A 23442-nucleotide genomic window follows, 5' to 3' on the forward strand; every position below is an offset into this window, starting at 1 on the left:
TCCGCCGCCGCGCGTTCCGCGGCCGCCCTCGCGGCCGCCTCGGCTGCCTCGGCCTGCTCAGCCGCGGCTCGGGCCGCCGCCTCGAGCTGCGCCTGCTGGCGGGCCTGCTCGCGCGCGGCCTCCTCGGTGCGGCGCCGGGCCTGCCGCTCGGCGATCACCTGGGCCTCGACCTCGGCGTGGCGCTGGCGGTCGCGTTCGGCCTGCTCCCGGGCCGCCAGCTCGGCGGCCTCGCGCTCCTCACGAGCGGCGCGCTCGGTGGCCGACTCGGGCAGCAGCGCCGTCAGCCGGTCCAGCACCTCGCGATGGATCTGCTGCGGCCCCAGCGCGGCATCGACGACGAGATACCGGGACGGCGCCCGGCGGGCCAGCGCCAGGAAGCGCTCGCGGACCCGCGCGTGGAACTCGTCGGGCTCCTGCTCGAGCCGGTCGTGCTGGTCGTCGCGGCGTAGGCGGCCGATGTCCGGCTCGACGTCCAGCACGATGGTGAGGTCCGGAACCAGACCCTGGGTGGCCCAGCGCGACAGCTGCGCCACCTCCGCCGTGCCCAGGTCGCGGCCCGTGCCCTGGTAGGCCACGGAGGAGTCGCTGAACCGGTCGGTCACGACGACCTCGCCGGCCTCGAGCGCCGGGCGCACCACCGTCTCGACGTGGTGGGCGCGGTCGGCCGCGAACAGCAGCGCCTCGGCCCGCGGGGTCAGCTCGCCGCCGTGCAGCAGCACCTCGCGCATCTTGACGCCGGCCTCGGTCGCGCCGGGCTCGTGCGTGAGCAGCGGGGTGTAGCCGTGCTCGGTGAGCCACTCGCCGAGCAGTCGGACCTGGGTGGACTTGCCCGCGCCGTCGCCGCCCTCGAAGGCCACGAAGCGACCCGGGTACGCCGCCCGGCGGACCGGCGCGTCCTGCAGCTGCCGCTGGGCGATCGCCTGGGCCAGGTCGCGGACCAGCGGGATGCCCCGACGGTCGTCCATCTGCCGGTACGACACGTAGCCGATCGCGATCGCACCGAACCCGGCCAGCAGGAACGTGGCCATCACGCCGGTGTACGTGAGGCTGACGTCGTCGTTGATGTGCAACGTGGCCGGCAGGTTCAGCAGCTGGGACAGACCCGCCGCCACGATGGGGCCGAGGGCCAGCACCGAGATCAGCACGACCCGGACCATCGACTGCACGAACGCGAAGGTGCGGCCGCGGATGTCGTCGCCGACCTCGAGGCCGAGCAGGGTGTAGCCGGTGACCCACGCGGCACCGGCGCACGAGCCCAGACCGATCGTGAAGAAGACGGCGAGCGCGATGTTGGGGATGGCGGACAGCAGGATCAGCCAGCAGCCGGCCGCGGCGATCGACAGGCCGAACAGGCGGCGCCGGGAGAACTCGGCCAGCAGGCGGGGCGCCAGCCACATGCCGAGGGCCATCCCGAGGAAGACCGCCGCGAAGAGCGTGCCGTAGCCGGGCGACCCGGCCCCGAGCGCGCTGACGAACGCCGGCGCCAGCCCGATCACCAGACCGCCGGCCGCGAACGCGCCGAGCATGCCGAGCACCAGGCCGCGGACCAGCGGCGTGCTCCCGATGTACTTCCAGCCCTCGACCGCCGTGCGCAGGATCGACTCCTGCTTCGCGGTGTGGTTCGTGGTCTGCGGGAAGTCGAGCCGCCAGATCACCAGCGCGGACACCAGGAACGTCAGGGCGTTGGCGTACATTGCGAGGTAGGTCGGGTTCCCCTCGAGGTGGCTCCACACACCGTCGAGGACTCCGCTGGCCAGGGTCAGACCGGCAAACAGCAGCGCCGCGACGGGCGCCGAGCCGTAGGTCACGACCAGGCTCAGCTGGTTGGCCGCCTCGAGCCGCTTGCGGGGCACCAGGTTGGGCACCGTCGCGTCCTTCGCCGGCATCCAGAACAGCCCGACGATCTCGACCAGCACCGTGGCGACGTACAGCCACCACAACGTGCCCACCAGGGGGATCGTGCAGAACAGCACGAAGCGCAGCACGTCGCCGTACACGAGCACGAGACGGCGGGACAGCCGGTCGGCCACCACCCCGGCCAGCGGCCCGAACAGCACCGCCGGCGCCAGGCGCAGGATGAACACCCCGGACACCGCGAGCAGCTTGCCGGACGAGGTGTCGGCCAGGGTCGAGGCGAGCGCCGTGGTGGCCAGCAGCCCCAGCCAGTCGCCCAGGCTGGACAGGCCCAGCGCGAGCCAGAGCCGGCGGAACGGCGTGATCGCCAGCACCGCACGGATGTCGTGGTCCGGCGGCTCCAGGGCGCTGGCTGGCAGACCGGCGTCGACAGCCTGCTCAGCAGGCGCCTCCGGCGGCCCGGGCAGGCTCGCGCTCATGTCAGCCACGCGGGAAGCCTACGTGAGACGGCAGACAGAGGGGCGCACCGCTCAGCCGCCCTTCTTGGCTGCCGTCTTCTTCGCCGCGGTCTTCTTCGCCGTGGTCTTCTTCGCGGCCGTCTTCTTCGCCGTGGTCTTCTTCGCGGCCGTCTTCTTGACCCCGCGCTTCTTGGCCGGTCCGCGCGCCCGCTTGTCGGCCAGCAGCTCGGCCGCTCGCTCCTGGGTGATGGTGGCGGGGTCGTCGTCCTTGCGCAGCGTGGCGTTGACCTCGCCGTCGGTCACGTACGGGCCGAAGCGGCCGTCCTTGACCACGACCTGCTTGCCCGAGACCGGGTCGTCACCCAGCTCGCGCAGCGGGGCGCTCGCGGACTGACCGCGCCCGCGCTTGGGCTGGGCGTAGATCGCCAGCGCCTCCTCGAGAGTCACGTCGAACAGCTGTGCCTCACTGGTCAGCGACCGCGAGTCCGTGCCCTTCTTCAGGTACGGGCCGTAGCGGCCGTTCTGGGCGGTGATCTCGTCGCCCGACTCGGGGTCGTTGCCGACGATCCGGGGGAGCGAGAGCAGCCGCAGCGCGTCCTCGAGGGTGACGGACTCCGGTGACATGTCCTTGAACAGGCTGGCCGTGCGCCCCCGGGGCTTCGCCGCCTTCTTGGCGGCCTTCTTCGCCGTCTTCTTGGCGGCCTTCTTCTTCGGCTTGGCCTCGGTCTCGCCCTCGACGGTCTCGCTGGACGCGTCCTGCGCCCGGTCGCCCTCGTCACCGGAGTCGTCGGTGTCAGAGGCGTCCGGGACGTCGTCCGGGATGAGCTCGGTGACGTACGGGCCGTAGCGGCCGGCCTTGACGACGATGTCGCGTCCGGTCGCCGGGTCCTCGCCGAGCACGCGGCCGTCGTCCCCGCTCATCGTCAGCAGCTCGCGGGCCTTCTCGACGCTCAGCTCGTCCGGGGCCACGTCATCGGGCACCGTGGCGCGCTGCGGCTCGCCGTCCGGTCCGGTGACCTCGACGTACGGGCCGTAGCGACCGACCCGCAGGACGACCCCGTCGCCGAGCGGCACCGTGCTGATCTCGCGGGCGTCGATCTCGTCCAGGTCGCCCGCCAGGTCCTTGAGCCCTTCGAGCGCGGTGTCGGCGTCGCCGAAGTAGAACCGCTGCAACCAGCGCGAACGCTGCTCGTGGCCGTCCGCGATCTTGTCGAGGTCGCTCTCCATCGCGGCGGTGAAGTCGTAGTCGACCAGCCGGGCGAAGTGCTCCTCGAGCAGGCGGGTCACCGCGAAGGCGACCCAGTGCGGCACGAGGGCGGAGCCACGCGACCACACGTACCCGCGGTCCAGGATGGTCGAGATCGTCGAGGCGTACGTCGACGGGCGGCCGATGCCGCGCTCCTCGAGGGCCTTGACCAGGCTGGCCTCGGTGTAGCGCGGCGGCGGGCTCGTCTCGTGACCCGAGACGTCCAGCTCACGGGTCGAGACGCCGTCACCGACCGCCAGCTGCGGCAGCCGGCGCTCGGCGTCCGCGCCGTCGCTGTCGCCGCGGACCTCGTCCCGGCCTTCCTCGTACGCCGCGAGGAAGCCGCGGAAGGTGATGACGGTGCCGCTGGCGCTGAACTCGGCGTCCCGGCCGTCGGTAGCCGTCGCGGCGAGCCGCACGGACGCGGTCGAGCCGCGCGCGTCGGCCATCTGGCTGGCCACCGTGCGCTTCCAGATCAGCTCGTAGAGGCGGAAGTCGTCGCCGCGCAGCTGCCCGGAAACCTGTGCAGGAGTGCGGAACCGGTCGCCGGCGGGCCGGATCGCCTCGTGCGCCTCCTGCGCGTTCTTGGACTTGTTCGCGTAGTGCCGCGGCTGGTCCGGCACGTACTGCGGGCCGTACAGCTCCGACGCCTGGCTGCGCGCGGCGGACAGCGCCTCGCTGGACAGCACCGTCGAGTCGGTGCGCATGTAGGTGATGAAACCGTTCTCGTACAACGACTGTGCGACGCGCATCGCGTGCCGGGACGAGAACCGCAGCTTGCGGCTCGCCTCCTGCTGCAGCGTCGAGGTGGTGAACGGCGCGGCCGGACGGCGGGTGTACGGCTTCTCGTCGACGCTGCGCACCGTGACGGTGACGTCGATCAGCGCCTGGGCGAGGGTGGTCGCGGCGCTCTGGTCGAGGTGGACGACGGCCCGCGAGCCGGTCTGCAGCTGGCCCAGGTCGTCGAAGTCCTTGCCGGTCGCCACCCGGGCGCCGTCGACCGAGGTCAGGCGAGCGCTGAAGGCGGTGTCGTCGTCCGAGGCGAACGTGCCCTGCAGGTCCCAGTAGGACGCCGAGCGGAACGCCATGCGCTCCCGCTCGCGCTCGACCACCATGCGGGTGGCCACCGACTGCACGCGGCCGGCCGACAGGCCCTGGCGGATCTTGCGCCACAGCACCGGGGAGACCTCGTAGCCGTACAGCCGGTCCAGGATGCGGCGGGTCTCCTGCGCGTCGACGAGCCGGTCGTCGATGTCGCGGGTGGTCTCGAGGGCGCGTTGCAGGGCCTCGCGGGTGATCTCGTGGAACACCATGCGCTTGACCGGGACCTTCGGCTGCAGCGCCTCGAGCAGGTGCCACGCGATGGCCTCGCCCTCGCGGTCCTCATCGGTGGCCAGGTAGAGCTCGTCGGCGTCCTTGAGCAACCGCTTCAGCTCGGCGACCTTCTTGCGCTTGTCGGCATCGACCACGTAGTACGGCTCGAAGCCGTTCTCGAGGTCGACGGCGAACTTGCCGAACGGGCCCTTCTTCATGTCCGCCGGCAGCTCGGAGGGCTGGGGCAGGTCGCGGATGTGTCCCACGCTCGCCTCGACGTCGTAGCCCTCGCCGAGGTAGCCGGCGATGGTCTTGGCCTTCGCCGGGGACTCGACGATGACGAGCCGGCGACGGCTGCTGGACGACGTGGCCACGCTTCTCCCCTTGCTGAACGGACCGGCAGGGAGCACCCCACCGGGCACGACGGTAACGCCGCGGGACCGAGAGTATGCAATCGGCGTCCACAGCGGGGCCGACGAAGGTGATCTTGAAGCGGCACTTCTCGTGGTTGGCGGGTCGGTCAGGGGTGCTGCAGGAGCAGGTCGGCGACGAGGTGCCGCACGTCGGGTAGCAGCCGGGCGCGCAGGTCGGCCTCGGGCTCCTCCAGCAGCTGCGCCAGGGCCGCGACGATCTGCCCGACGGACAGCTCGCCATCGCAGGCGCCGACCAGCCCGGCGAGAGCCGTGTCGGCCCGCACCACCCGCTGCAGGCCGCCACCCTGACGCAGCAGGATCACCTGCGGGTCCGCCGCGCCGGGCAGGGCGTGACGCTCCTCGGTGACGTCGGCAGCGACGGTCAGGTGGGCGGCCAGCAGGTCCTCGTCCGAGGTGCCACGCACCCAGGTCTCGGCGTCCAGGACGGCGGCGACGACGTCGCCCATGGGTCCGTCCAGCGGGCCGCGCAGCTCCTCGACCCGGTGCCAGCCCGGCTCGGCCCTGCGCAGCGTGACGACACCGAAGCCGACGGCCGCGACGCCGCGGGCCTCGAAGTCGTCCAGCCAGCCCTCGACCAGGTCGTCATGGGCGCCGGACCCCGGCAGGTGGCCACCGTCCCGGGCCCAGGTCTGCGCGTACTGGGCCGGGTCCTGCACCTCGCGCTGCACCACCCAGGCCTGGACGCCGTCCGGCAGCCACTCGCGCACCCGCTGCGCCCAGTCCTGTGCCTGCCCGTCGTCGTCCACCCGGTGCTCCCAGTTGCCGAGCAGCTGCGCCACACCACCCGGCGCGAGCACGTCGACGACTCCGCCGACCAGCCGGCGGACGACCTCGTCGCCGGCCAGGCCGCCGTCCCGGTACTCGTAGAGCGGCACGCCGGCCGCGCGCGGGGTGATCACGAACGGCGGGTTGCTGACCACGAGGTCGAACCGCTCCCCGGCGACCGGCTCGAGCAGGTCGCCGCGGCGCAGCTGGAGGCGGCGGTCCGCGAACGGCCCGCCGACCACGGCCGCGTTGAGCCGGGCGTTGAAGTCGGCGAACGCGAGCGCCCGCTCGGAGGAGTCGGTGCCGAGCACGGACGTCGCGTGCCGGGCCGCGTGGAACGCCTGCACCCCGCACCCGGTGCCGAGGTCGAGGACGCTGCCGACGGGCGCCTGGACCGTCCACTGGGCCAGCGTGGTGGAGGCGCCGCCGACCCCGAGGACGTGGTCCGCGGGCAGCGGGCCACCGGTGGCGAGCTCCCCGAGGTCGCACGCCAGCCACCACTGCACGTCGTCGGCCGCGTGCGGCCCCAGGTCGACCAGCGGGCGGGCGACGGGCGACGCGTCACTGCCGATGAGCTCGACGAGCCCGGCGTCCGCCGCCCCGCGGGACCCGGTGCGCGGCAGCGCCGCATCCAGCGCCGCCGCTGCGACCGGCTCGCCCAGCACGAAGAGCCGGACCAGCACGGCCAGCGGGCGGTCGTCGCCCCGCAGCGCCCGGCGAGCCGCGATCGGCTCCTCCCGCAGCAGGGCGGACGACGCCTGTGGGCCCAGCAGGTCGCCGACGGCGTCGACGGTGAACGGTGCGAGGTCAGCCGCGAGGTCGCGGGCCGCCTGGTCGTCGGCGAACCGCGGCGCCGGCCGGCTCATGCCGGCCCGCTCATGCCGGCCCGCTCATGCCGGCCCGCTCATACCGGCGGCCTTGCGGCGCGCGCGGTAGCTGCGCGTCTTCGCCTTGTTGCCGCAGCCCCACTCGCACCAGGTGCGGGAGCGGTTCTTGCTGGCGTCGAAGTAGGCCCACCCGCAGTCGTCGGCGGCGCACAGCTTCACCCGCCGCCAGGTGCCGTCGACCACGGCCGCGTTGACGGCGACGAGCAGCCGGGTGAGCGCGCCTGGGACACCGTCCAGCACCGGGACCAGGCCCGGCTGCGGGCTGTCCCCGGGGACGTCCCGGCCGCCCAGCCGCAGGGGCAGGCGCTCGGCGACCGCATCCAGCGCCGTGAAGTCGCCGGTGCCCTCGTGGTTGGCCGTGAACGCCGCCTGCAGGGCTTCGCGCAGCCGTCGGGCCACTGCCAGGTCGTCCGCGGTGGCCCGCATGGCTCCGGCCCCCAGGCCGTGCTCGGTCAGCCAGGCGTCGAGCTCGGCCGGGGTGGTCAGGTCGTCGGTGGCCAGCTCGTGGTCGATCGAGTTGGCGTAGCCGATCAGCAGCTCGACGTGCGGCGGCCGGGGCGGCGTGGGCGGCGTGGGCGGCGTGGGCGGCCCGGGCGTGGGGGTGGTCGACATGGCACCTCCATCCTACTCGCGACACCACCGTCAGCGTTTTGGGGGTTGCGATTCTTCCGACACCGGCATAACGTGATGACTGGTGTTAGGGAGGTTCACCATGGCCAGCTTCATCACCGCCATCGCCATGCAGCAGCTGTCCGACATGGAGGGGCTGCGGCGCGATCTCGGGCGCAAAACGCGCTCGCCCCTCGGACGGCGGGCGTCCGAGAGGCGAGCGAGGCGAGCGGCTCAGCGGGTGACGGCGCGCTCCTCGGCGTCGTCGGCCTCGCCGGCCTCGTCAGCGACGCCGGGCTCCGCTCCCGCGTCGTCGGCCGCGTCGTCGGTCCGCACGGCCTGACCGTCAGCCGTGCTCGCCGCACCGTCGTCGTCCACGCCCACGACGTCCTGCTCGGCGTCCGTGGCGTCGTCGCCGAAGGCGATGTCCCGGCGCTTGGTGATCGCGACCATCGTGATGATGATGATCACCGCGACCCCGGCGATGCCGTAGCGGATCGGCGCGCTGGCGTCCTTGCCGACGCTCAGCTGGACGATGGCCGGTGCGATCAGCACCGCGACCAGGTTCATGACCTTGATCAGCGGGTTGATGGCCGGGCCGGCGGTGTCCTTGAACGGGTCGCCCACCGTGTCACCGATGACGACGGCCGCGTGTGCCTCGGACCCCTTGCCGCCGTAGTGGCCGTCCTCGACGATCTTCTTCGCGTTGTCCCAGGCGCCACCGCTGTTGGCCAGCATGACGGCCATCAGGACGCCCGCGCCGATGGCTCCGGCGAGGTAGCCGGCGAGCGGCCCGACGCCGAGGCCGAAGCCGACGGCGATGGGTGCCATGGCCGCCAGCAGACCCGGCGTGGCGAGCTCACGCAGCGAGTCCCGGGTGCAGATGTCGACGACGCGCGCGTACTCGGGACGCTCCGTGCCCTCCATGATCCCGGGGTGCTCGCGGAACTGGCGACGGACCTCGAAGACGATGGCGCCCGCCGCGCGGGTCACCGCGTTGATGGCGAGCCCGGAGAACATGAAGACGACCGCGGCACCGAGGATCAGGCCGACCAGGGTGGACGGCGTCACGATCTCGTAGTTGAACGAGGCCACGACCGCTGCCTTGACCGGGCCGGTGATGCTGGCCTCGGCGGTCTCGCGGGCCACGTTGACGGCGTCCGTGTAGGAGCCGAACAGCGCGGTCGCCGCGAGCACCGCGGTCGCGATCGCGATGCCCTTGGTGATGGCCTTGGTGGTGTTGCCCACCGCGTCCAGCTCGGTGAGGATCTTGGCGCCCTCGCCGTCCACGTCGCCGGACATCTCCGCGATGCCCTGCGCGTTGTCGCTGACCGGGCCGAAGGTGTCCATCGCGACGATGACGCCGACCGTCGTGAGCAGGCCGCAGCCCGCCAGCGCGATTAGGAACAGCGACAGGATCACGGTGCTGCCGCCGAGCACGAAGGCCAGGTAGACCGCGCCCGCGATGATGACGGCGGTGTAGACGGCCGACTCGAGCCCGACGCCGAAGCCGGACAGGACCACGGTGGCCGCGCCGGTGAGCGAGGTGCGGGCGACGTCCTTGGTCGGGCGGTCCTCGGTACCGGTGAAGTACCCGGTCAGCCACAGGATGATGCCGGCCAGCACGATGCCCAGCGCCACGGCAGCCGTGGCCACCAGCCGCGGATCGCCCTGCAGCGCCTGGACCTGCTCGTTCGCGTTGGTCAGCTCGCCGAACGTGGCGGGCAGGTAGGCGAAGGCCGCGATCCCGCACAGCACGGCCGAGATGGCCGCCGAGATGTAGAAGCCGCGGTTGATCGCGGTCAGGCCGCTCTCGCCGCCGCGGGGCTTGACGATGAACACGCCGAACACGGCGGTCAGCGCGCCCAGCGCCGGGACGATCAGCGGGAAGACCAGGCCGGCGTCGCCGAAGGCGGCCTTGCCGAGGATCAGCGCGGCGACCAGGGTCACGGCGTACGACTCGAACAGGTCGGCCGCCATACCCGCGCAGTCACCCACGTTGTCGCCCACGTTGTCCGCGATCGTCGCGGCGTTGCGCGGGTCGTCCTCGGGGATGTTCTGCTCGACCTTGCCGACCAGGTCGGCGCCGACGTCCGCGGCCTTGGTGAAGATGCCACCGCCGACGCGCATGAACATCGCGAGCAGCGCGGCGCCGAAGCCGAAGCCCTCGAGCACCTTCGGCGCGTCACCCTTGTAGATCAGGACGACGATCGAGGCGCCCAGCAGGCCGAGGCCGACCGTGGCCATGCCGACCGTGCCGCCGGTGCGGATCGCGACCCGCATGCCACCGTCCCGGTCACCGTGGCGAGCGGCCTCGGCGACGCGCACGTTGGCGCGCACGGCCAGGGACATGCCCAGGTAGCCGATCGTCGCCGAGAACAGCGCGCCAAGGATGAAGAACCCGGAGCGGCCGAAGCGGACGCTGCTCGAGTCGGCCGGCAGTGCCAGGAGCAGGAAGAAGACGATCACCACGAACGCGGCGAGCGTCTTGAACTGCCGGGCGAGGTACGCCGAGGCGCCCTCCTGGACGGCTCGGCCGATCTCCTGCATCTTCTCGGTGCCGTCGGGCGCGGCGAGCACCTGCCGGCGGAACGCCGAGGCGACCAGCAGGGACAACACCCCGATCACCGCGACGACGACGACGTAGGTCAGGTTGGCGCCGGAAATGGTGGCACCGTCAGCGGCCTGGCTCAGCCCGCGCATTCGCGTCCTCCTAGACGTGGCGGACGTCCCCACGGCTGGTCGGGAAGGGCGCGCGTCACTTGGCACACCGACCGGGGGGACGTTCGTAGCGGACTGTATCGGTGCCCAGCAAGGCGCGGAAGGAAACCCAGGTCGCGGATCTGCAACGAACGCCTCTGCGCCGTCGGGCGGTGGGTCCGGTCACCGGTCAGCTCGCTGGTGGGTTCACCCAGGACAGACGCAGCACGCTCACGCCGTCCTGCTGCTCGATGGCGGCGTCGTCGGTCAGCCCGGCCAGCACCGCCCAGGGGAGGTCGTCATCCGAGGTCCCGGTGGACGTCGGCACCGGCCAGACCCGCGCCACCAGGCTCGGGCCGCGGTCGTCGAGCTCCACCGTCAACGAGCCGTCCGGTCCGGCCGCCCGCAGCGCCAGCGCGCAGGCCTCCCCCACGCCCTGCCGGACGGACTCGAGCTGGCCCTCCGGCCAGCCGGCCCGCCGAGCGACCGTCACCGCCACCAGCCGGGCCGTCCGCACGTGCGTCGGCAAGGCCCGGAAGGTCAGGCGAACGGTCCCCCTGCTGCCCCCCACCTGCTCGGCTCAGCCCTCGGTATCGGTCGGGTGGGCCGCGAGCGCCTCGTCCACCGAGTCGTGGATGGCGAACACCTTGGTGAGCCCGGTGATCCGGAACACCTTGAGCACGCGCTCCTGCGAGCACACCAGGTGCAGCGAGCCCCCTTGGGTGCGCACGCGCTTGAGGCCACCGACGAGGACGCCGAGGCCGGTGGAGTCGAGGAACTCCACGCCCTGCATGTCGACGACCAGGTGATGGTGTCCCCCGGCGACGAGCGTGTTCAGCTGGTCGCGCAGTGCAGGAGCGCTGTAGACGTCGATCTCGCCACTGACCTCGACGATCATTCGCCCGCCCTGCTCGCGGGTGCCCACGGACAGATCCACAGTTCCTCCATTGCCCCTCGTCACTGCGCGCTATCTAACCACCGCATGGCGCTACCGAGAACCGTCCGGGGCCTGCCGTCTGCCACCTGGACGCCTCAACCACCCGTCTGCCGGCCGGTCCGTCGGTGCCGCGGGGGAGCATGGGCGCATGTCCACCCCCGGCCAGCAGCCCAGCATGCTGGACGTGGTGCGGGCCAGTGGCTTGCGCGCGGACCGGGTGCGCCACATCGAGCACCTGGAGCGTCGGGCAGCTGAGTACGCCGACTGGCCGGACTGGGCGGACCCGCTCGTCGTGTCCGCGTTCCAGCTCGGCGGCGTGCTGCGTCCCTGGCGGCACCAGGTACAGGCCGCGGACCTCGTGCACGCCGGCCAGCACACGGTGCTGGCCACGGGCACCGCGAGCGGCAAGTCGCTCGGCTACCTGCTGCCGGCGCTGACCGCGGTGCTGGACGACGCAGGCCGGGGACTCGCGGTCCGGCGGCCCACGGTGCTCTACCTCGCTCCGACGAAGGCGCTGGCGGCCGACCAGCTGGCCCGGCTGGAGGCGCTGCAGCTGCCCGGGCTGCGCGCGGCGACCTATGACGGTGACACCGCCCCCGAGGAGCGGCGGTGGGTGCGGGACCACGCGTCGTTCGTGCTGACGAACCCGGACCTGCTGCACCACTCGCTGCTGCCCGGGCACGAGCGCTGGGCTCGGTTCCTGCGCGGCCTGCGGGTCGTGGTCGTCGACGAGAGCCACCACTACCGGGGAGTCTTCGGCTCGCACGTCGCCACCGTGCTCCGCCGGCTGCGGCGGGTGGCGGAGCGGTACGGGTCGGCACCGACCTTCGTGCTCGCCTCCGCCACGGTGTCGTCCCCGGCCGAGCACGCCAGTCGCCTGGTAGGCCTTCCCGTGCGGGCGGTGACGGACGACGCGTCGCCGCGCGGCCGCACGGACGTGGTGCTCTGGGAGCCGCCGCTGCTGCCCGGCGGCGGGGAGCACGAGGCACCGACCCGGCGCAGCGCGCAGGCCGAGACCGCCGACCTGCTCACGGACCTGACCTCGCGCGGCGTCCGGACGCTCGCGTTCGTCCGGTCCCGACGCGGGGTCGAGCAGGTCGCGGCCACGACCCGACGCCTGCTCGGCGAGGTCGATCCCGAGCTGGCCGACCGGGTGGCGGCCTACCGCGGCGGTTACCTGCCGGAGGAGCGGCGGGCACTGGAAGGGGACCTGCGCTCGGGACGGCTGCTGGGCCTTGCCGCCACGAACGCCCTCGAGCTCGGGGTGGACATCGCGGGCCTGGATGCCGTGCTGATGGCCGGTTGGCCTGGCCGTCGGGCCTCGATGTGGCAGCAGGTCGGCCGGGCGGGCCGCGAGGGTCAGGACGCACTGGCGGTACTCGTCGCCGCTGACGATCCCCTGGACACCTACCTGGTGCAGCACCCGGCGGCAGTGTTCGGGACGCCCCTGGAGGCGACGGTGCTGGACCCGGACAACCCCTACGTCCTGGCCCCGCACCTGGCGGCCGCGGCCGCCGAGCTCCCGCTCACCGAGGACGACCTCGTGCTGTTCGGCCCGAGCGCCCGTGGCGTGCTGGACGTGCTGGTCGCTCAAGGGGTGCTGAGGCGGCGACCCGGAGGCTGGTTCTGGCCGCGATCCGACCGGGCGACCGCACGGACGGACCTGCGCGGGACCGGCGGCTCCACCGTGCGGGTGGTGGAGGAGGAGACCGGCCGGGTGCTCGGGACCGTGGACGCCGGCGCGGCCGATCGCACGGTGCACGACGGCTCCGTCTACGTGCACCAGGGCGACACCTTCGTGGTGCGCCGGCTGGACCTCGAGCAGCACCTGGCGCTGGTCGAGCGGTCGGCGCCGCCGTGGACGACGCACGCGCGCTCGCTGAGCGACGTGCGCCTGCTGGAGACGCTGCAGCGGCGAGAGTGGGGTGACGTCGAGGTCTGCTTCGGGGTCGTCCGGGTCACCTCGCAGGTGGTCTCGTTCCTGCGTCGGCGCCTGGTCACCGGCGAGGTGCTGGGCGAGCAGCCCCTCGACCTGCCGCCGCGCGACCTGGTGACCAAGGCGGTGTGGTGGCACACCTCGTCGCAGGCGCTGGCAGGGTGCGGACTCGAGGCGCCGGACGTGCCCGGCGCGTTGCACGCCGCCGAGCACGCGGCGATCGGCTTGCTGCCACTGCTGGCCACCTGCGACCGCTGGGACGTCGGCGGCGTGTCCACCGCGCTGCACCCGGACACCGGGCGGCCCACCGTGGTCGTGCACGACGGCCACCCGGGGGGCGCCGGGTTCGCCGAGCGCGGGTTCGCCGTGATGCGCGACTGGATCCAGGCGACGCACGACGCGGTGCAGGGCTGCGCCTGCGAGACCGGCTGCCCGTCGTGCGTCCAGTCGCCGAAGTGCGGCAACGGGAACGAACCGCTGGACAAGCGGGGGGCGCTGCGAGTGCTCAGCATGCTGCTCAGGGCGTCCGCGGACGGTGGATGAGGCTCGCAGAACGGGCCGAACCGGCTCGACCGCACTACTGTCGGCCGCGTACTGACGGTGGCAGGCGCCACGGAATCGACTCGGAGGACCCCCATGCTCGTGCTCGGCATCATCCTGCTGGTCCTCGTGGCGGTGGTCGTCGTCGGCGTCGTCGCGAACGGATCCGCGCAGGACGTCGCTTTCAACACCTCGGTCGTGGACGTGACGACCCAGCCGGTGTGGGTCTTCCTGGCCGGCGCGATCGCGATGTTGGTGACGCTCATCGGGCTCTCGTTCATCCGCCGTGGCACGCGACGCCGCGTCGAGCGACGCCGGGAGATGAAGCGCCTGCGAAAGGTCGAGAAGGAGCACGTCAGCGGCCCGATCCCCGTCACCGAGACTGGCGCACAGCCCGCCACCGAGAAGGCCGGCAGCACCGAGACCCGCACGCCGGTGGTGGACGACCAGCCGGACCGCCAGCTGGTCCGCGAGCCCGGGCGGCAGTCCGTGGCACCGAGCTCCAGCACGCCGGAGACCACGAGCACGCCGGAAACGACGGCCGCCACCGAGGACCCCGCCCGTCACCGCGAGGCCTGACCGGACGGTCCGGCCGCCGCGCTCGCGGACGCCAGCCCGAGTCGACCGACCGGACCGGGTGGCCGGACGGCGACCCTGACCTGCACCACCTGACCGGTCACCGCGCACCGCTGCAGGGCCGCGCCGTTCGCTCCGGCCACGGACCGCGCCCGCTCGCACGGGGCACCGGAGGAACGCGCTGCGGCCGCGCCGGCCAAGGCGGCAAGATCGGCCGCCACCACTGCGCGGTGCCGAGCCAGCACCGCCACCGCGACGCCCCCGACGAGCAGGGCGAGCACGACGGCGACCAGGACTGTGGCAAGCACGAGGACCGTGGCGCTGCCCCCGTCCGCCGGCTGCTCCGGCTCGGCCCGCGCCCGGGCCTGCGTCATCACGGTGGGACCGATCCCGAGCAGGTGCACCGGACGGCGCACCACGACCGTGACCAGCCGGCCGCGGGTGAGAGTGACCCGCGAGGACGGTGAGGCGGAGGTCTCCCGGGCCGCCGCCAGCACGCGCGCGTCCGTCTCACCACGTGCGGCCAGCCGGGCACCGGCCCGAGCGGCATCCACGCAGGCCAGCTGCGCCAGCGCGACGTGCCCGACCCCGAGGACCGCGGCCAGGCCCAGCACCACGGCGGGTAAGGCGACAGCCAGCTCGGCCGTCGCACTCCCCTGGTCGTCCGCGCTCGGCGACCGCCCGGTCTCAGCCACCGAGCGCCAACGCCCGCTCGATGATCCCGGTCAGCAGCGCACGGACGGCCGAACCGCGCAGGATCGTCACCAGCAGCGCGGCGAACCCGCACGCCGCGAGGGTGCCGATCGCGTACTCCGCCGTCGTCATGCCGGCATCTGCGACCCGTCCGGTGATGCGTCGGCGCAGGCTCGTGCCTGTGGCCATGGTCGTGTTCCTCTCCTCGGTATCTCGTTGTCGCGCAGCGGTTGCCGCGCCACGTCGGCGATCGGTCGAGCGCCGTCAGGGTGAGCTGAGCACCTGGTCGGCCAGGCCGAGAACCACCGGGGCCACGCCGAGCAGGACGAAGGCGGGAAGGACGGTGAGCCCGAGCGGCAGGACCAGCCGCACGCCCAGCCGACCCGAGGACAACCGCACTGCCGCCCGGCGTCTGGCCCGCTCGTCCGCGGCAGCCGAGCGGAGCAGCACCGCCGCCGAAGCGCCCGTGCGGTCTGCCAGGTCGAGCGCGCGGGCCAGCGGGGCCCACTGCGGTGTCGCCGCCGCGGTGCGTCGACCGGGAGCGGCGGCCAGCAAGGCGTGCCCGTCGAACTCGCTCCCCGCCACCGCCAGCGCAGCGCGCAGGGCCGAGCCCGTCGGCAGGCCGGCCTCGAGCGCAGCACACATCAGCTCGAGGACGATCGGGGCCGGGAGGCCGGCATCGCCGTCCGTCGCCGCCCGCCGCCCCGGCCTTCGTTCCGTTGCGCCAGTCCCGGGCACGGGAGACGACGGCAGCGCCGACCGCCCCTGCGGCGGCCAGGCCAGCAGGGTGGCCGTGACCAGGAGCGCACCGCCGAGCGCGCCCGGGTGCACCATCACGCCGCCCGCGCGACGGCCCGCACCAGGCGGCGCATCCACCACCGGCTGAGCAGCAGCAGCACCGCGCCCAGCACAGCGCAGCAGCGCCCCAGATCGGTGCCCACCAGGACGTCCAGGGGTCGCGCCCCGATCAGCTCACCGAGCACCAGCCCACCCAGGGGCAGGACGGTGAGCAGGCGGGCGGTCGCCTGCGGACCGGCCAGCGCCGCCGCGATGTCCGCCGACAACGCCTGCTCCTCGCGCAGGGTCGTGGCCACGCCGTCGAGGGCGTCGGCCAGCGGCGCTCCCGTGCGCTCGGCCAGCCGCCACGCCGCCCCGGCCGACCGGGCCGACTGGGCCGCCTCGGACCGGGCTGTCTTCGACCGGGCTGTCTTGGACTGGGCTGTCTTGGACCGGGCGGCGCGGTCCCACCAGACCTGGGGGTCTGCGGATGGACCGGGCGACGGCAGGCCCAGCACGTCCAGCGCGGACAGCCAGGCACTGGTCGGCGCCGACCCGGCGCGCACCTGCGCGCTGATCATCTCGACGACGCTGAGCAGCAGCTCGGCAGTCACGCTGGCCTGCGGAACCCGACCGTCCGTGACATCGGGGGCAGCGCCGCCAGTGGCCGGGTGGAGCCGTCGCCGGGCCGGCCAGACCAGCACGGCGAGCCCCACCAGGATCGCGGTCGTCGTCGCGGTCACGGCAGCTCCAGCCGCTCGCGCAGGGCGCCCCACCCCGGTCCACGCACGCCCACCGCCGACGGGTCGGCTGGATCCGCGACGAGCGCGGGCACCACCTGCACCAGGTCGCCGATGCGCTGCACCACACCGACCTGCACCAGGCGGCGGGCACCACGGTGGCGGCGCAGGTGCAGCACCACCTGGATCGCCGCGGCGACCTGGGCGTGGACGGTGGCCCGGTCGAGCCCGGCCAGGGCACCCAGGGCCTCCAGCCGAGCCGGCACCTCGGTCACCGAGTTCGCGTGCAGCGTGCCGCACCCTCCCTCGTGGCCGGGGTTGAGCGCCGCGAGCAGCTCGCGGACCTCAGCGCCGCGCACCTCGCCGACGACCAGCCGGTCCGGCCGCATGCGCAGCGCCTGCCGCACGAGGTCGGTCAGGGTGACCGCGCCCCGACCCTCGACGTTGGGGGAGCGCGCCGCCAGCCGGACGACGTGCGGGTGCTGAACGCGCACCTCGGCGCAGTCCTCGACGACGACGATGCGGTGCGCGGGCGGCACCAGACCGAGCAGCGCGCCCAGCACCGTGGTCTTGCCCGCACCGGTCCCGCCGGAGACGACGAACGCGGCCAGCCCGCTCATCAGGTGCTCCAGGACCTGAGCCCAGGGCGGGGGAACGGTGCCGAGCCGCACCAGGTCGGCGAGATCCAGCTCGCGCCGGCTCGGCACCCGCAGTGACACGTGGGTCCCACCGGCGACGAGTGGGGGGAGCGCGACGTGCAGCCGGACGCCGTCGGCCAGCTGCGCGTCCACGAACGGGGACGCGTCGTCCAGCCGGCGACCAGCCGCACCGGCGAGCCGAGCCGCCAGCGCGCGCACGTCCCGCTCGTCGCCGACGTCCACCCTGACCCGCTGCACGCCGCGACCCCGGTCGACCCAGACGCTGCCCGGGCCATTCACCAGGACGTCGGTGACGTCTGGGTCGGCCAGCAGGGGCTGCAGCGGACCGGCCCCGTGCAGGTCGGCCCGCAGCCGGTCCACCGCCTGGAGAAGACCCTCGTGACCGAGGACGACGCCGACCTCGCGGGCCGCCTGCGCGACGGCATCCGGGGTGACCTGCCCGGCGCCGGCGAGGGCGTCCCGGATGCGAGCGAGCAGCGCAGCGTCAAGGACCTGGGCGGACGCTCCCGTCACGCGACCGCCACCCGATCGCGATCCGCGCGCGCGGCGAACACTCGCGCCAGGCACTGCTCAGCTGCCCGACGCGAAGGGCTGCGCAGGCGCGCACCCGGCAGGACACCGCGGGCCAGGTCGGCGTCCAGCCGCGGGTCGTCGGCCAGGACGGCAGCCAGTGGCAGACCGAGCGCGTCCGCCACCCGACGTCCGGTCCACCGCTCGTCCGGACGTCGCCGGGCCACCACGGTCACGCTCGACGCGCGAGGTCCCAGTGCCGCCACGAGCTGCCGGGCGGCAACCACGGCCCGCAACCGCGTCGGCACCACGAGCAGCAGCTCGTCCGCCCGGTCGAGCGCGGCGTGCGCCACCGGATCCAGGGATCGACCGACGTCGAGCACCACGAGCTCGTGGCCGCGTCCCGCGGCGTCCAGCACCGCGGTCGCCGCGGCCACGGGCAGGTCCATCGGGTCCCCGCGACCCGCCGCGAGCACCGCGAGGGAGCCCGCCCGCGGCAGCGACTCGTGCAGACTGCTGGCGGGCAGGCGACCTCGAGCCGAGGTCAGCTCCGGCCAGCGAAGCCCTGGGACGTCGTCCAGACCGAGCGCGAGGTCGAGCCCACCGCCGAGCTGGTCCAGGTCGACCAGGAGGGTGCGCCGACCGGAGTCCGCACCGGCAACCGCGAGCGCACCGGCGAGCAGCGACGCCCCCGCTCCGCCGCAACCGCCGAGGACGGCCAGCACGTGCGCCGTGGTCGCCGGTTCCACGGTCCGCGCCAGGCGCTCGAGCAGCCACTCACCAGCCAGCGGCAGCACCGCCACCTGGTCTGCGCCGAGCGCTACCGCGTGTCGCCAGGCGGCATCCGACTCGGCCCCCTCGGGCGCACCGGCGCGGGCGAACGCCACCACCACGACGTCCGCCCGCCTGGCCCCCCGCGAGCGGGCGAGCACCCCGGCCCGGTCGGCGCCGACGAGCAGCAGACCCGCGGGCCAGCGGCCGCGATCCGGGAGCTGGGACGCCACCTGCACGCGCACGCCGGCGGAGGCGGCGAGCCGCTGCACCTCCACGACGAGCACCTCGTCGCCGCTCAGCAACCACACGTCCTGGGCCATGCCGCCTCCAGCGTCTCGGGAACACCTCGACACTGGCGGCCCGACGGCGCGCACGGCGAGCGCCCGGACGGCATCTGTGGACGGTGGGACGGGGAGCCCGAGCTGTGGACGGGAGCACAGACTGTGGACGGACCAGACCGCAAAGAGGTGACGGCCCCCGTCGGGGGGACAACGGGGACCGTCGGGCGCTCCGGCTCGGGGGGGATGAACCGGGAACGCCGGCACGGTCCGAGGACCGGCGATCTCAGTGTGGACCCACCGCTCGCGGCGCGCAATTCCCAGTTACGTCCGCCCAGCACCGCAACAGCGCTACTGCCCCAGGTGTCTCGCGCATGTCCGAAAAGTCAAGGCTTCACTTGCCTGCGAGCCTGGGGTAGACAAGGACACGAGCCGCCGGGAGTCTCCGGCGACCAGCACGGCCCTCCCGGTACCCACGTGCGGGCAGTCCACTGATGGACCGGTCGTGGCGGGCTTGTCCCACTGCGCCAACGCACAGCACGCTTGGTAGCCGGTGACCGTGCACGACGGCGCCCCGCCCCGCGAGGCGCCGTCACCTTGTCCGGTGCCGACGGCCCCCGGGACCCACCCGAAACGGCCTGACCAAAGTGCCCGCGCAGGGCGGACACTGTGAGCGTGGGCTACGAGGTTCTCGACGCCGAGGGCGGCCAGGTCGACCTGCCGCGCGCCGACCTGCCACCCACCGAGCTGGGCCCAGCCCCGCCGGACGGCACCCCAGCCCCGCCGGACGGCTCTCCGGCACGCCGCCCACGCCCCCGGCGTCCCGAGGTGACGGCGACGACCTCGCTGGCGGTCCTGCTCGGCGGGTCCTTGCTGGTCGGCGCGATCGCCGGTGGTCTGTGGGCGAGCCGGCACGCGGGCCTGAACGAGCAGGCGGCCCAGGCTTCCCAGCTGTCCGTGGTCGCCATCGTCACGAACGTCGACGCAGTGCGCGCGGAACGGGTCGCGGACTTCACGGTCAAGGTGGTGAACGCCGGTCCCCGACCGCTCGACCTGGTCACGTCCGGACCCGCGGAGCGCCCCCGCGACGGTCACCAGGTCGTGCAGTCCCTCGGCGGTGCGGTCACCGTGCCGGCCGGGGGGTCGTTGAGCGCGAACATCCGACTGCGTGTCGACTGCGCGTCGAAGACCGACCCGCGCTCGCTCCTCCGGGTGCCGTTGCGCACGTCGGACGGCACGGTCCACCAGGTCGCGGTGGCCGACCAGGACGTGCTGGACAGCGGCTACCCGGTCGACTCCCCCTGCGCCAGCCCGGACGACCCGGTCCTGCAGGCCCACCTCACCGGCTCGGTCAGCCGCCCGCAGCTCACCCTGCACAACAACGCCGACTCCGACGTGAGCGTCACCTTGGACACCGAGCACTCGCCGTTCGTGGCCCAGACCACGAACTTCTCGGTGCTCCGGCTGTCCCCAGCCCTCCCGCAGGTCCTGGGACCGAAGCAGACCCTCACCCTGACCCTGTCCCTGACGCCGTGGTCGTGCCCGCGGAGCCTGAGCGAGGTGGTCGACACCCAGCTCTCGCCGTACGTCGTGCTGCGGGCGGGCACGCCGGATGCCCCCGCCCTGCTCCAGGAGCCCGTCGGCCTCGACCTGAGCACCGTCTGGGGGGCGGCCCTGGCCCGCGAGTGCACCTGAACCGGCGCACCTGCGGGGTGGCATGCCCCATGATGACGGGGTGGGATTCGAGGTGCTGGACGTCGGCGGGCGGCCGAGCGAGTCGCCGGACGTGCTGCCGACCGGACGGGCCGACCGGATCCAGCCGCTCGAGCTGGAACCGCGCCCGCCGGAACCGCTCGCGCTCGACCCGCTCGACCCGCACGACCCGCACGACCCGCACGACCCGCAGGACCCGCACGACCCGGTGCCGGCCCCGGCAGCCCGGCGCCACCCCCGGCTCCCCGCCGGCACGTGGTGGAAGGTAGCCGCAGCCGGAGTCGTCGGCATCGCGATCGGCGCAGTGGCGACCCAGCACCACGCGACCGACGTGGCGCAGGCCCGCGAGGCCCGCCGGGTCATCGCCCAGGCCCAGTTCAGCGACGTCACCCCGAACCGGACCGACCGGGGCACCGTGGCGGAGGTCCGGGTCCGGGTGACCAACCTGGGCTCCCGCCCGTTCGACGTCGTGGTCGCCACCTCGGGCGGCGCGCCCACGGCGCAGGAAGCGGCGCAGTTCCGGACGGTGTCCGGCACCGCGACGGTCCAGCCCAACCAGGTGGAGAGCTTCTCCACCGCGGTGCTGCTGGACTGCCAGTCCAGCGCGCCGATCAGCCTGTCCCTGCCGGTCCGCTCGGCTGCCGGCACGACCAGCCGACTTCCCGTGCAGCCCGCCGGCGACTCGGGACCGCTGAGCGGTCTCGAGCTCTGCCCGTTCTACGGGCCGGACGCGGGCTTCCAGGCCACCATCGGCGGCACGCTGAGCAGACCTACCATGCGCCTGTCGAACGACACTGCGGAACCGATCACGGTCACCCTGGACTCGGGATCCCCGCTCACCGAGGCGACCAGCCAGCGACTCTCCCTCACGACGGTCCCGGCGCTGCCGCTGAAGGTGCCCGGGCACAGCAACCGGACGGTGCGCCTGCAGCTGCGTGCGCACGGCTGCCTGGCGGGCGCGGACGCGACCACGATGGACGGCATAAGCTACCTCCAGCTGCGCGCGGACGACGTGCGGGGGAATGAGGTCGGTGCCAGCGGGGTGGACGTCGGCGCCCTGGTCGGCCTGGCCATGGCCCGGTCCTGCTCGTAGGGATCGGCGACGAGGTCCGAGCGCCATAATGCGCGCATGGGCTACGAGGTGCTCGGCTCGGACGGCGGCAACCTGGGCTTGCCGACTGCCGACGTCCCGGCGTCCGACGTCATCGCCCTCGACGACCTGCCGACCCCCGAACCCGAAGCCCCGACCCAGCGGCCGCCGCGACGGCTTCCCCTACCGCTGCAACGGGTCCGGGACCGGGCGGCCCCCCGGGTGTCGGCCAGCCTGGCGGCGCACGCGACCCGGACGACGGCCGTGCTGGCCGGTGGCACCGCCGCGGTCGGCCTGGTGCTGGGGCTGGTCTGGTCCGGCCACCACGGCGACCAGGTGCGGGAGGCCCAGGCCCGCTCCACGGTCAACGCGCTGGCCAGCTTCCAGTCCGTGAATCGGATCCGCACCGGGCAGGGACCGGCGATCGAGCTGGCCGTGGACGTGTTCAACGTCGGCGCACTCCCCATCGCCCTGGTGACCTCCCCGGCCCAGACCCGGCTGTCCTACGACACCCCCGTCGTCACGTCGCTGTCCGGGGCGCAGGAGATCGCCCCAGGGACGTCGACCCCGGTGACCGCGCGGCTGCTCCTGGCGTGCGACTCCCGGACCCCGATCGAGCTGGCCGTGCCCGTGCGGGCGCCCGACGGTGAAGTGCACCGGCTGCCGATGCAGTCGTCGCAGTGGCAGTCCGCCAGCCTGTTCCCCGCCGACCTGTGCAACCAGAGCGACGACGCGCGCCAGCCGCTCGAGGCGAACGTGGCCGGCACGCTGCTGCGTCCGACGCTGGAGCTGCGCAACTGGACCGCCGATCCCATGACGGTGACCTGGGGGTCCGGTGGGCAGCCCGGTCTGGCGCAGTTCCTCGAGAAGGTGGACCTGCGGCTGACGCCGGCCCTGCCGCTGACCCTGCGACCGAACGAGCAGCGGACCCTGCGGCTCAGCGTGACCGCGCACGGCTGCCCGCAGGGCGTCTCGCTCGACGACCTGAACGGCTACAGCAACCTGATGCTGCACGGCTCCGGCGGGTCGGGGCAGGTGGGCGAGGCGTGGGTCCAGGTCACCGCCGTGCTCGGCGCCGCGATGCAGCGCGCCTGCGACTGACCGCTCAGGTCAGCCGCCCGGCCAGCACCGCGTCGGCCACCTCGACCCCGTAGCCGGCTCCGCGACGCACCGCGTCCGCGCAGCCGACCAGCCACTGCGCCACCCCGTCCGGCGTCCCGCTGGCGTAGCCCCGCAAGGCACTGACGTACGGCGGGAGCCCGGACGCCGCGAGCGCGCTCTCGGGGATCGCGACCCCGGTGGGGTCCAGGCCACGTTGCACGACCACGGCCCGGAACACCGCGCGGGCGACGACCCCGTTACCGGCGACGAACGGCCGGATCGTCAGCAGCTCGCCGTGCGCGATCGCGGCCACCAGCAACGCGGGGACCTCGCCGGGGGCGGACAGCACCGCCGACACCCCGCTCAGCCGGTCCGCGAGCTCGGTCCCGCGTGGGGCGGCGCCCGGGCCGGGCAGGTCGAGCGGCTGCTCCGCCCCCTGGCGCGGACGCCCCAGCGCCTCGTCCGGCACCAGGCCGGCGGCCGCCGCGGTGTGCAGTCGCGCGAGGGCCTGCAGCGGGGCGGAGCGGACGACGTCCCCGGTGCTCTGCGCGAGGTCGACGGCGCGGACGGCGCCGGCAACCGTGCGGCCGACCGCGTCGTCCGGGGCCGGCCGGGCCCCGCGCAGCACGTCGCGCACCAGGTCGACGGGCAGCTCCGCGCCGTCCAGGGCTGCGCTCGCCCGGGCCGCGCGGGCCGTGGTCTCGGCGCGGGCCTCGGCCGTGCGCCGGCGCAGCGCCTGGTGCCAGCGCAGCTCGGTGCACGCCTGCCGGGCGGCGTCCACCGCGGCCGCGACCCCGGGCAGGTCAGCGAGCCGGCGCAGGGCGGTGGCGTCGTCCACGATCCGCGACCCT

The 23442-nt window shown here is 74.0% G+C and carries 19 protein-coding genes; 5 read left to right on the forward strand and 14 right to left on the reverse strand.

Going from position 1 to position 23442, the window contains the following annotated elements; translation table 11 throughout:
• The 7 genes from tmk to ABEB17_RS06370 all read right to left on the reverse strand — a co-directional run.
• Window positions 1-2333: dTMP kinase (gene tmk, locus ABEB17_RS06340; RefSeq protein WP_345716365.1), on the reverse strand; the 2333-nt coding region annotated here is incomplete at its 3' end.
• 51 nt (window positions 2334-2384) lie between these two features.
• The gene (topA, locus tag ABEB17_RS06345; RefSeq protein ID WP_345715837.1) at window positions 2385-5246 is read right to left on the reverse strand and encodes a type I DNA topoisomerase; all 2862 of its coding nucleotides are present in this window, start codon (window positions 5244-5246) and stop codon (window positions 2385-2387) included.
• Between the two features lie 146 nt (window positions 5247-5392).
• Complete coding sequence (locus ABEB17_RS06350) at window positions 5393-6937, reverse strand: DUF7059 domain-containing protein (RefSeq protein ID WP_345715838.1); 1545 nt, start codon at window positions 6935-6937, stop codon at window positions 5393-5395.
• Between the two features lie 24 nt (window positions 6938-6961).
• Window positions 6962-7570 carry a CGNR zinc finger domain-containing protein gene (locus tag ABEB17_RS06355; protein ID WP_345715839.1) on the reverse strand — a complete coding sequence of 203 codons (609 nt, stop codon included), beginning with the start codon at window positions 7568-7570 and terminating at the stop codon, window positions 6962-6964.
• Window positions 7571-7801: 231 nt separating this feature from the next.
• Window positions 7802-10270, reverse strand: a complete 2469-nt coding sequence (locus tag ABEB17_RS06360; RefSeq protein ID WP_345715840.1) for a sodium-translocating pyrophosphatase — start codon at window positions 10268-10270, stop codon at window positions 7802-7804.
• A gap of 187 nt (window positions 10271-10457) precedes the next feature.
• Window positions 10458-10796: an ATP-binding protein gene (locus ABEB17_RS06365; RefSeq protein WP_345715841.1), complete on the reverse strand. Its 339-nt coding sequence runs from the start codon at window positions 10794-10796 to the stop codon at window positions 10458-10460.
• A 51-nt stretch (window positions 10797-10847) separates the two neighbouring features.
• Window positions 10848-11204, reverse strand: a complete 357-nt coding sequence (locus ABEB17_RS06370) for an STAS domain-containing protein (protein WP_345715842.1) — start codon at window positions 11202-11204, stop codon at window positions 10848-10850.
• Window positions 11205-11352: 148 nt separating this feature from the next.
• On the opposite strand from ABEB17_RS06370, the gene ABEB17_RS06375 reads away from it, so the two are divergent.
• Both ABEB17_RS06375 and ABEB17_RS06380 read left to right on the forward strand, forming a co-directional pair.
• The gene (locus ABEB17_RS06375) at window positions 11353-13683 is read left to right on the forward strand and encodes a DEAD/DEAH box helicase (RefSeq protein WP_345715843.1); all 2331 of its coding nucleotides are present in this window, start codon (window positions 11353-11355) and stop codon (window positions 13681-13683) included.
• A 93-nt stretch (window positions 13684-13776) separates the two neighbouring features.
• Window positions 13777-14259: a hypothetical protein gene (locus tag ABEB17_RS06380; RefSeq protein WP_345715844.1), complete on the forward strand. Its 483-nt coding sequence runs from the start codon at window positions 13777-13779 to the stop codon at window positions 14257-14259.
• Here ABEB17_RS06380 and ABEB17_RS06385 read toward each other — a convergent pair.
• The 6 genes from ABEB17_RS06385 to ssd all read right to left on the reverse strand — a co-directional run bounded on the left by ABEB17_RS06385 (window position 14244) and on the right by ssd (window position 18729).
• Window positions 14244-14951: an Rv3654c family TadE-like protein gene (locus ABEB17_RS06385; protein ID WP_345715845.1), complete on the reverse strand. Its 708-nt coding sequence runs from the start codon at window positions 14949-14951 to the stop codon at window positions 14244-14246. The genes ABEB17_RS06380 and ABEB17_RS06385 overlap by 16 nt on opposite strands.
• The gene (locus ABEB17_RS06390; protein ID WP_345715846.1) at window positions 14944-15138 is read right to left on the reverse strand and encodes a DUF4244 domain-containing protein; all 195 of its coding nucleotides are present in this window, start codon (window positions 15136-15138) and stop codon (window positions 14944-14946) included. Before ABEB17_RS06390 ends, ABEB17_RS06385 begins: the two co-directional genes overlap by 8 nt.
• Window positions 15139-15213: 75 nt before the next feature.
• Window positions 15214-15786, reverse strand: coding sequence for a hypothetical protein (locus tag ABEB17_RS06395; protein WP_378227001.1), 573 nt, complete (start codon window positions 15784-15786; stop codon window positions 15214-15216).
• Entirely contained in the window at window positions 15783-16469 is a 687-nt protein-coding gene (locus ABEB17_RS06400) for a type II secretion system F family protein (RefSeq protein ID WP_345715847.1), read from the reverse strand. Before ABEB17_RS06400 ends, ABEB17_RS06395 begins: the two co-directional genes overlap by 4 nt.
• A complete protein-coding gene (locus ABEB17_RS06405) occupies window positions 16466-17638 on the reverse strand; it encodes a TadA family conjugal transfer-associated ATPase (RefSeq protein ID WP_345715848.1) in 1173 nt (390 codons plus the stop codon). Before ABEB17_RS06405 ends, ABEB17_RS06400 begins: the two co-directional genes overlap by 4 nt.
• The gene (gene ssd, locus ABEB17_RS06410; protein ID WP_345715849.1) at window positions 17635-18729 is read right to left on the reverse strand and encodes a septum site-determining protein Ssd; all 1095 of its coding nucleotides are present in this window, start codon (window positions 18727-18729) and stop codon (window positions 17635-17637) included. Before ssd ends, ABEB17_RS06405 begins: the two co-directional genes overlap by 4 nt.
• A gap of 633 nt (window positions 18730-19362) precedes the next feature.
• Between ssd and ABEB17_RS06415 the strand changes: the two genes are divergently transcribed.
• From ABEB17_RS06415 to ABEB17_RS06425, 3 genes are read left to right on the forward strand one after another with little or no spacing between them, the layout of a single operon-like run.
• Complete coding sequence (locus tag ABEB17_RS06415) at window positions 19363-20382, forward strand: hypothetical protein (RefSeq protein WP_345715850.1); 1020 nt, start codon at window positions 19363-19365, stop codon at window positions 20380-20382.
• Window positions 20383-20422: 40 nt separating this feature from the next.
• Window positions 20423-21493, forward strand: coding sequence for a hypothetical protein (locus tag ABEB17_RS06420; protein ID WP_345715851.1), 1071 nt, complete (start codon window positions 20423-20425; stop codon window positions 21491-21493).
• 36 nt (window positions 21494-21529) lie between these two features.
• A complete protein-coding gene (locus tag ABEB17_RS06425) occupies window positions 21530-22591 on the forward strand; it encodes a hypothetical protein (RefSeq protein ID WP_345715852.1) in 1062 nt (353 codons plus the stop codon).
• A 4-nt stretch (window positions 22592-22595) separates the two neighbouring features.
• Here the strand turns inward: ABEB17_RS06425 and ABEB17_RS06430 are convergent, their stop codons facing one another.
• Entirely contained in the window at window positions 22596-23429 is an 834-nt protein-coding gene (locus ABEB17_RS06430; RefSeq protein ID WP_345715853.1) for a Fic family protein, read from the reverse strand.
• Between the last annotated feature and the right edge of the window lie 13 nt (window positions 23430-23442).

Source organism: Angustibacter luteus, assembly GCF_039541115.1.
GTDB lineage: Bacteria > Actinomycetota > Actinomycetes > Actinomycetales > Angustibacteraceae > Angustibacter > Angustibacter luteus.

Bases quoted from the DNA above. Each gene is read 5' to 3' on its own strand.
- ABEB17_RS06390 (WP_345715846.1), bottom strand. From the start codon at position 15,138: ATGGCCACAGGCACGAGCCTGCGCCGACGCATCACCGGACGGGTCGCA.
- ABEB17_RS06380 (WP_345715844.1), top strand. From the start codon at position 13,777: ATGCTCGTGCTCGGCATCATCCTGCTGGTCCTCGTGGCGGTGGTCGTC.
- ssd (WP_345715849.1), bottom strand. From the start codon at position 18,729: ATGGCCCAGGACGTGTGGTTGCTGAGCGGCGACGAGGTGCTCGTCGTG.
- ABEB17_RS06350 (WP_345715838.1), bottom strand. From the start codon at position 6,937: ATGAGCCGGCCGGCGCCGCGGTTCGCCGACGACCAGGCGGCCCGCGAC.
- ABEB17_RS06375 (WP_345715843.1), top strand. From the start codon at position 11,353: ATGTCCACCCCCGGCCAGCAGCCCAGCATGCTGGACGTGGTGCGGGCC.
- ABEB17_RS06360 (WP_345715840.1), bottom strand. From the start codon at position 10,270: ATGCGCGGGCTGAGCCAGGCCGCTGACGGTGCCACCATTTCCGGCGCC.
- ABEB17_RS06425 (WP_345715852.1), top strand. From the start codon at position 21,530: ATGGGCTACGAGGTGCTCGGCTCGGACGGCGGCAACCTGGGCTTGCCG.
- ABEB17_RS06355 (WP_345715839.1), bottom strand. From the start codon at position 7,570: ATGTCGACCACCCCCACGCCCGGGCCGCCCACGCCGCCCACGCCGCCC.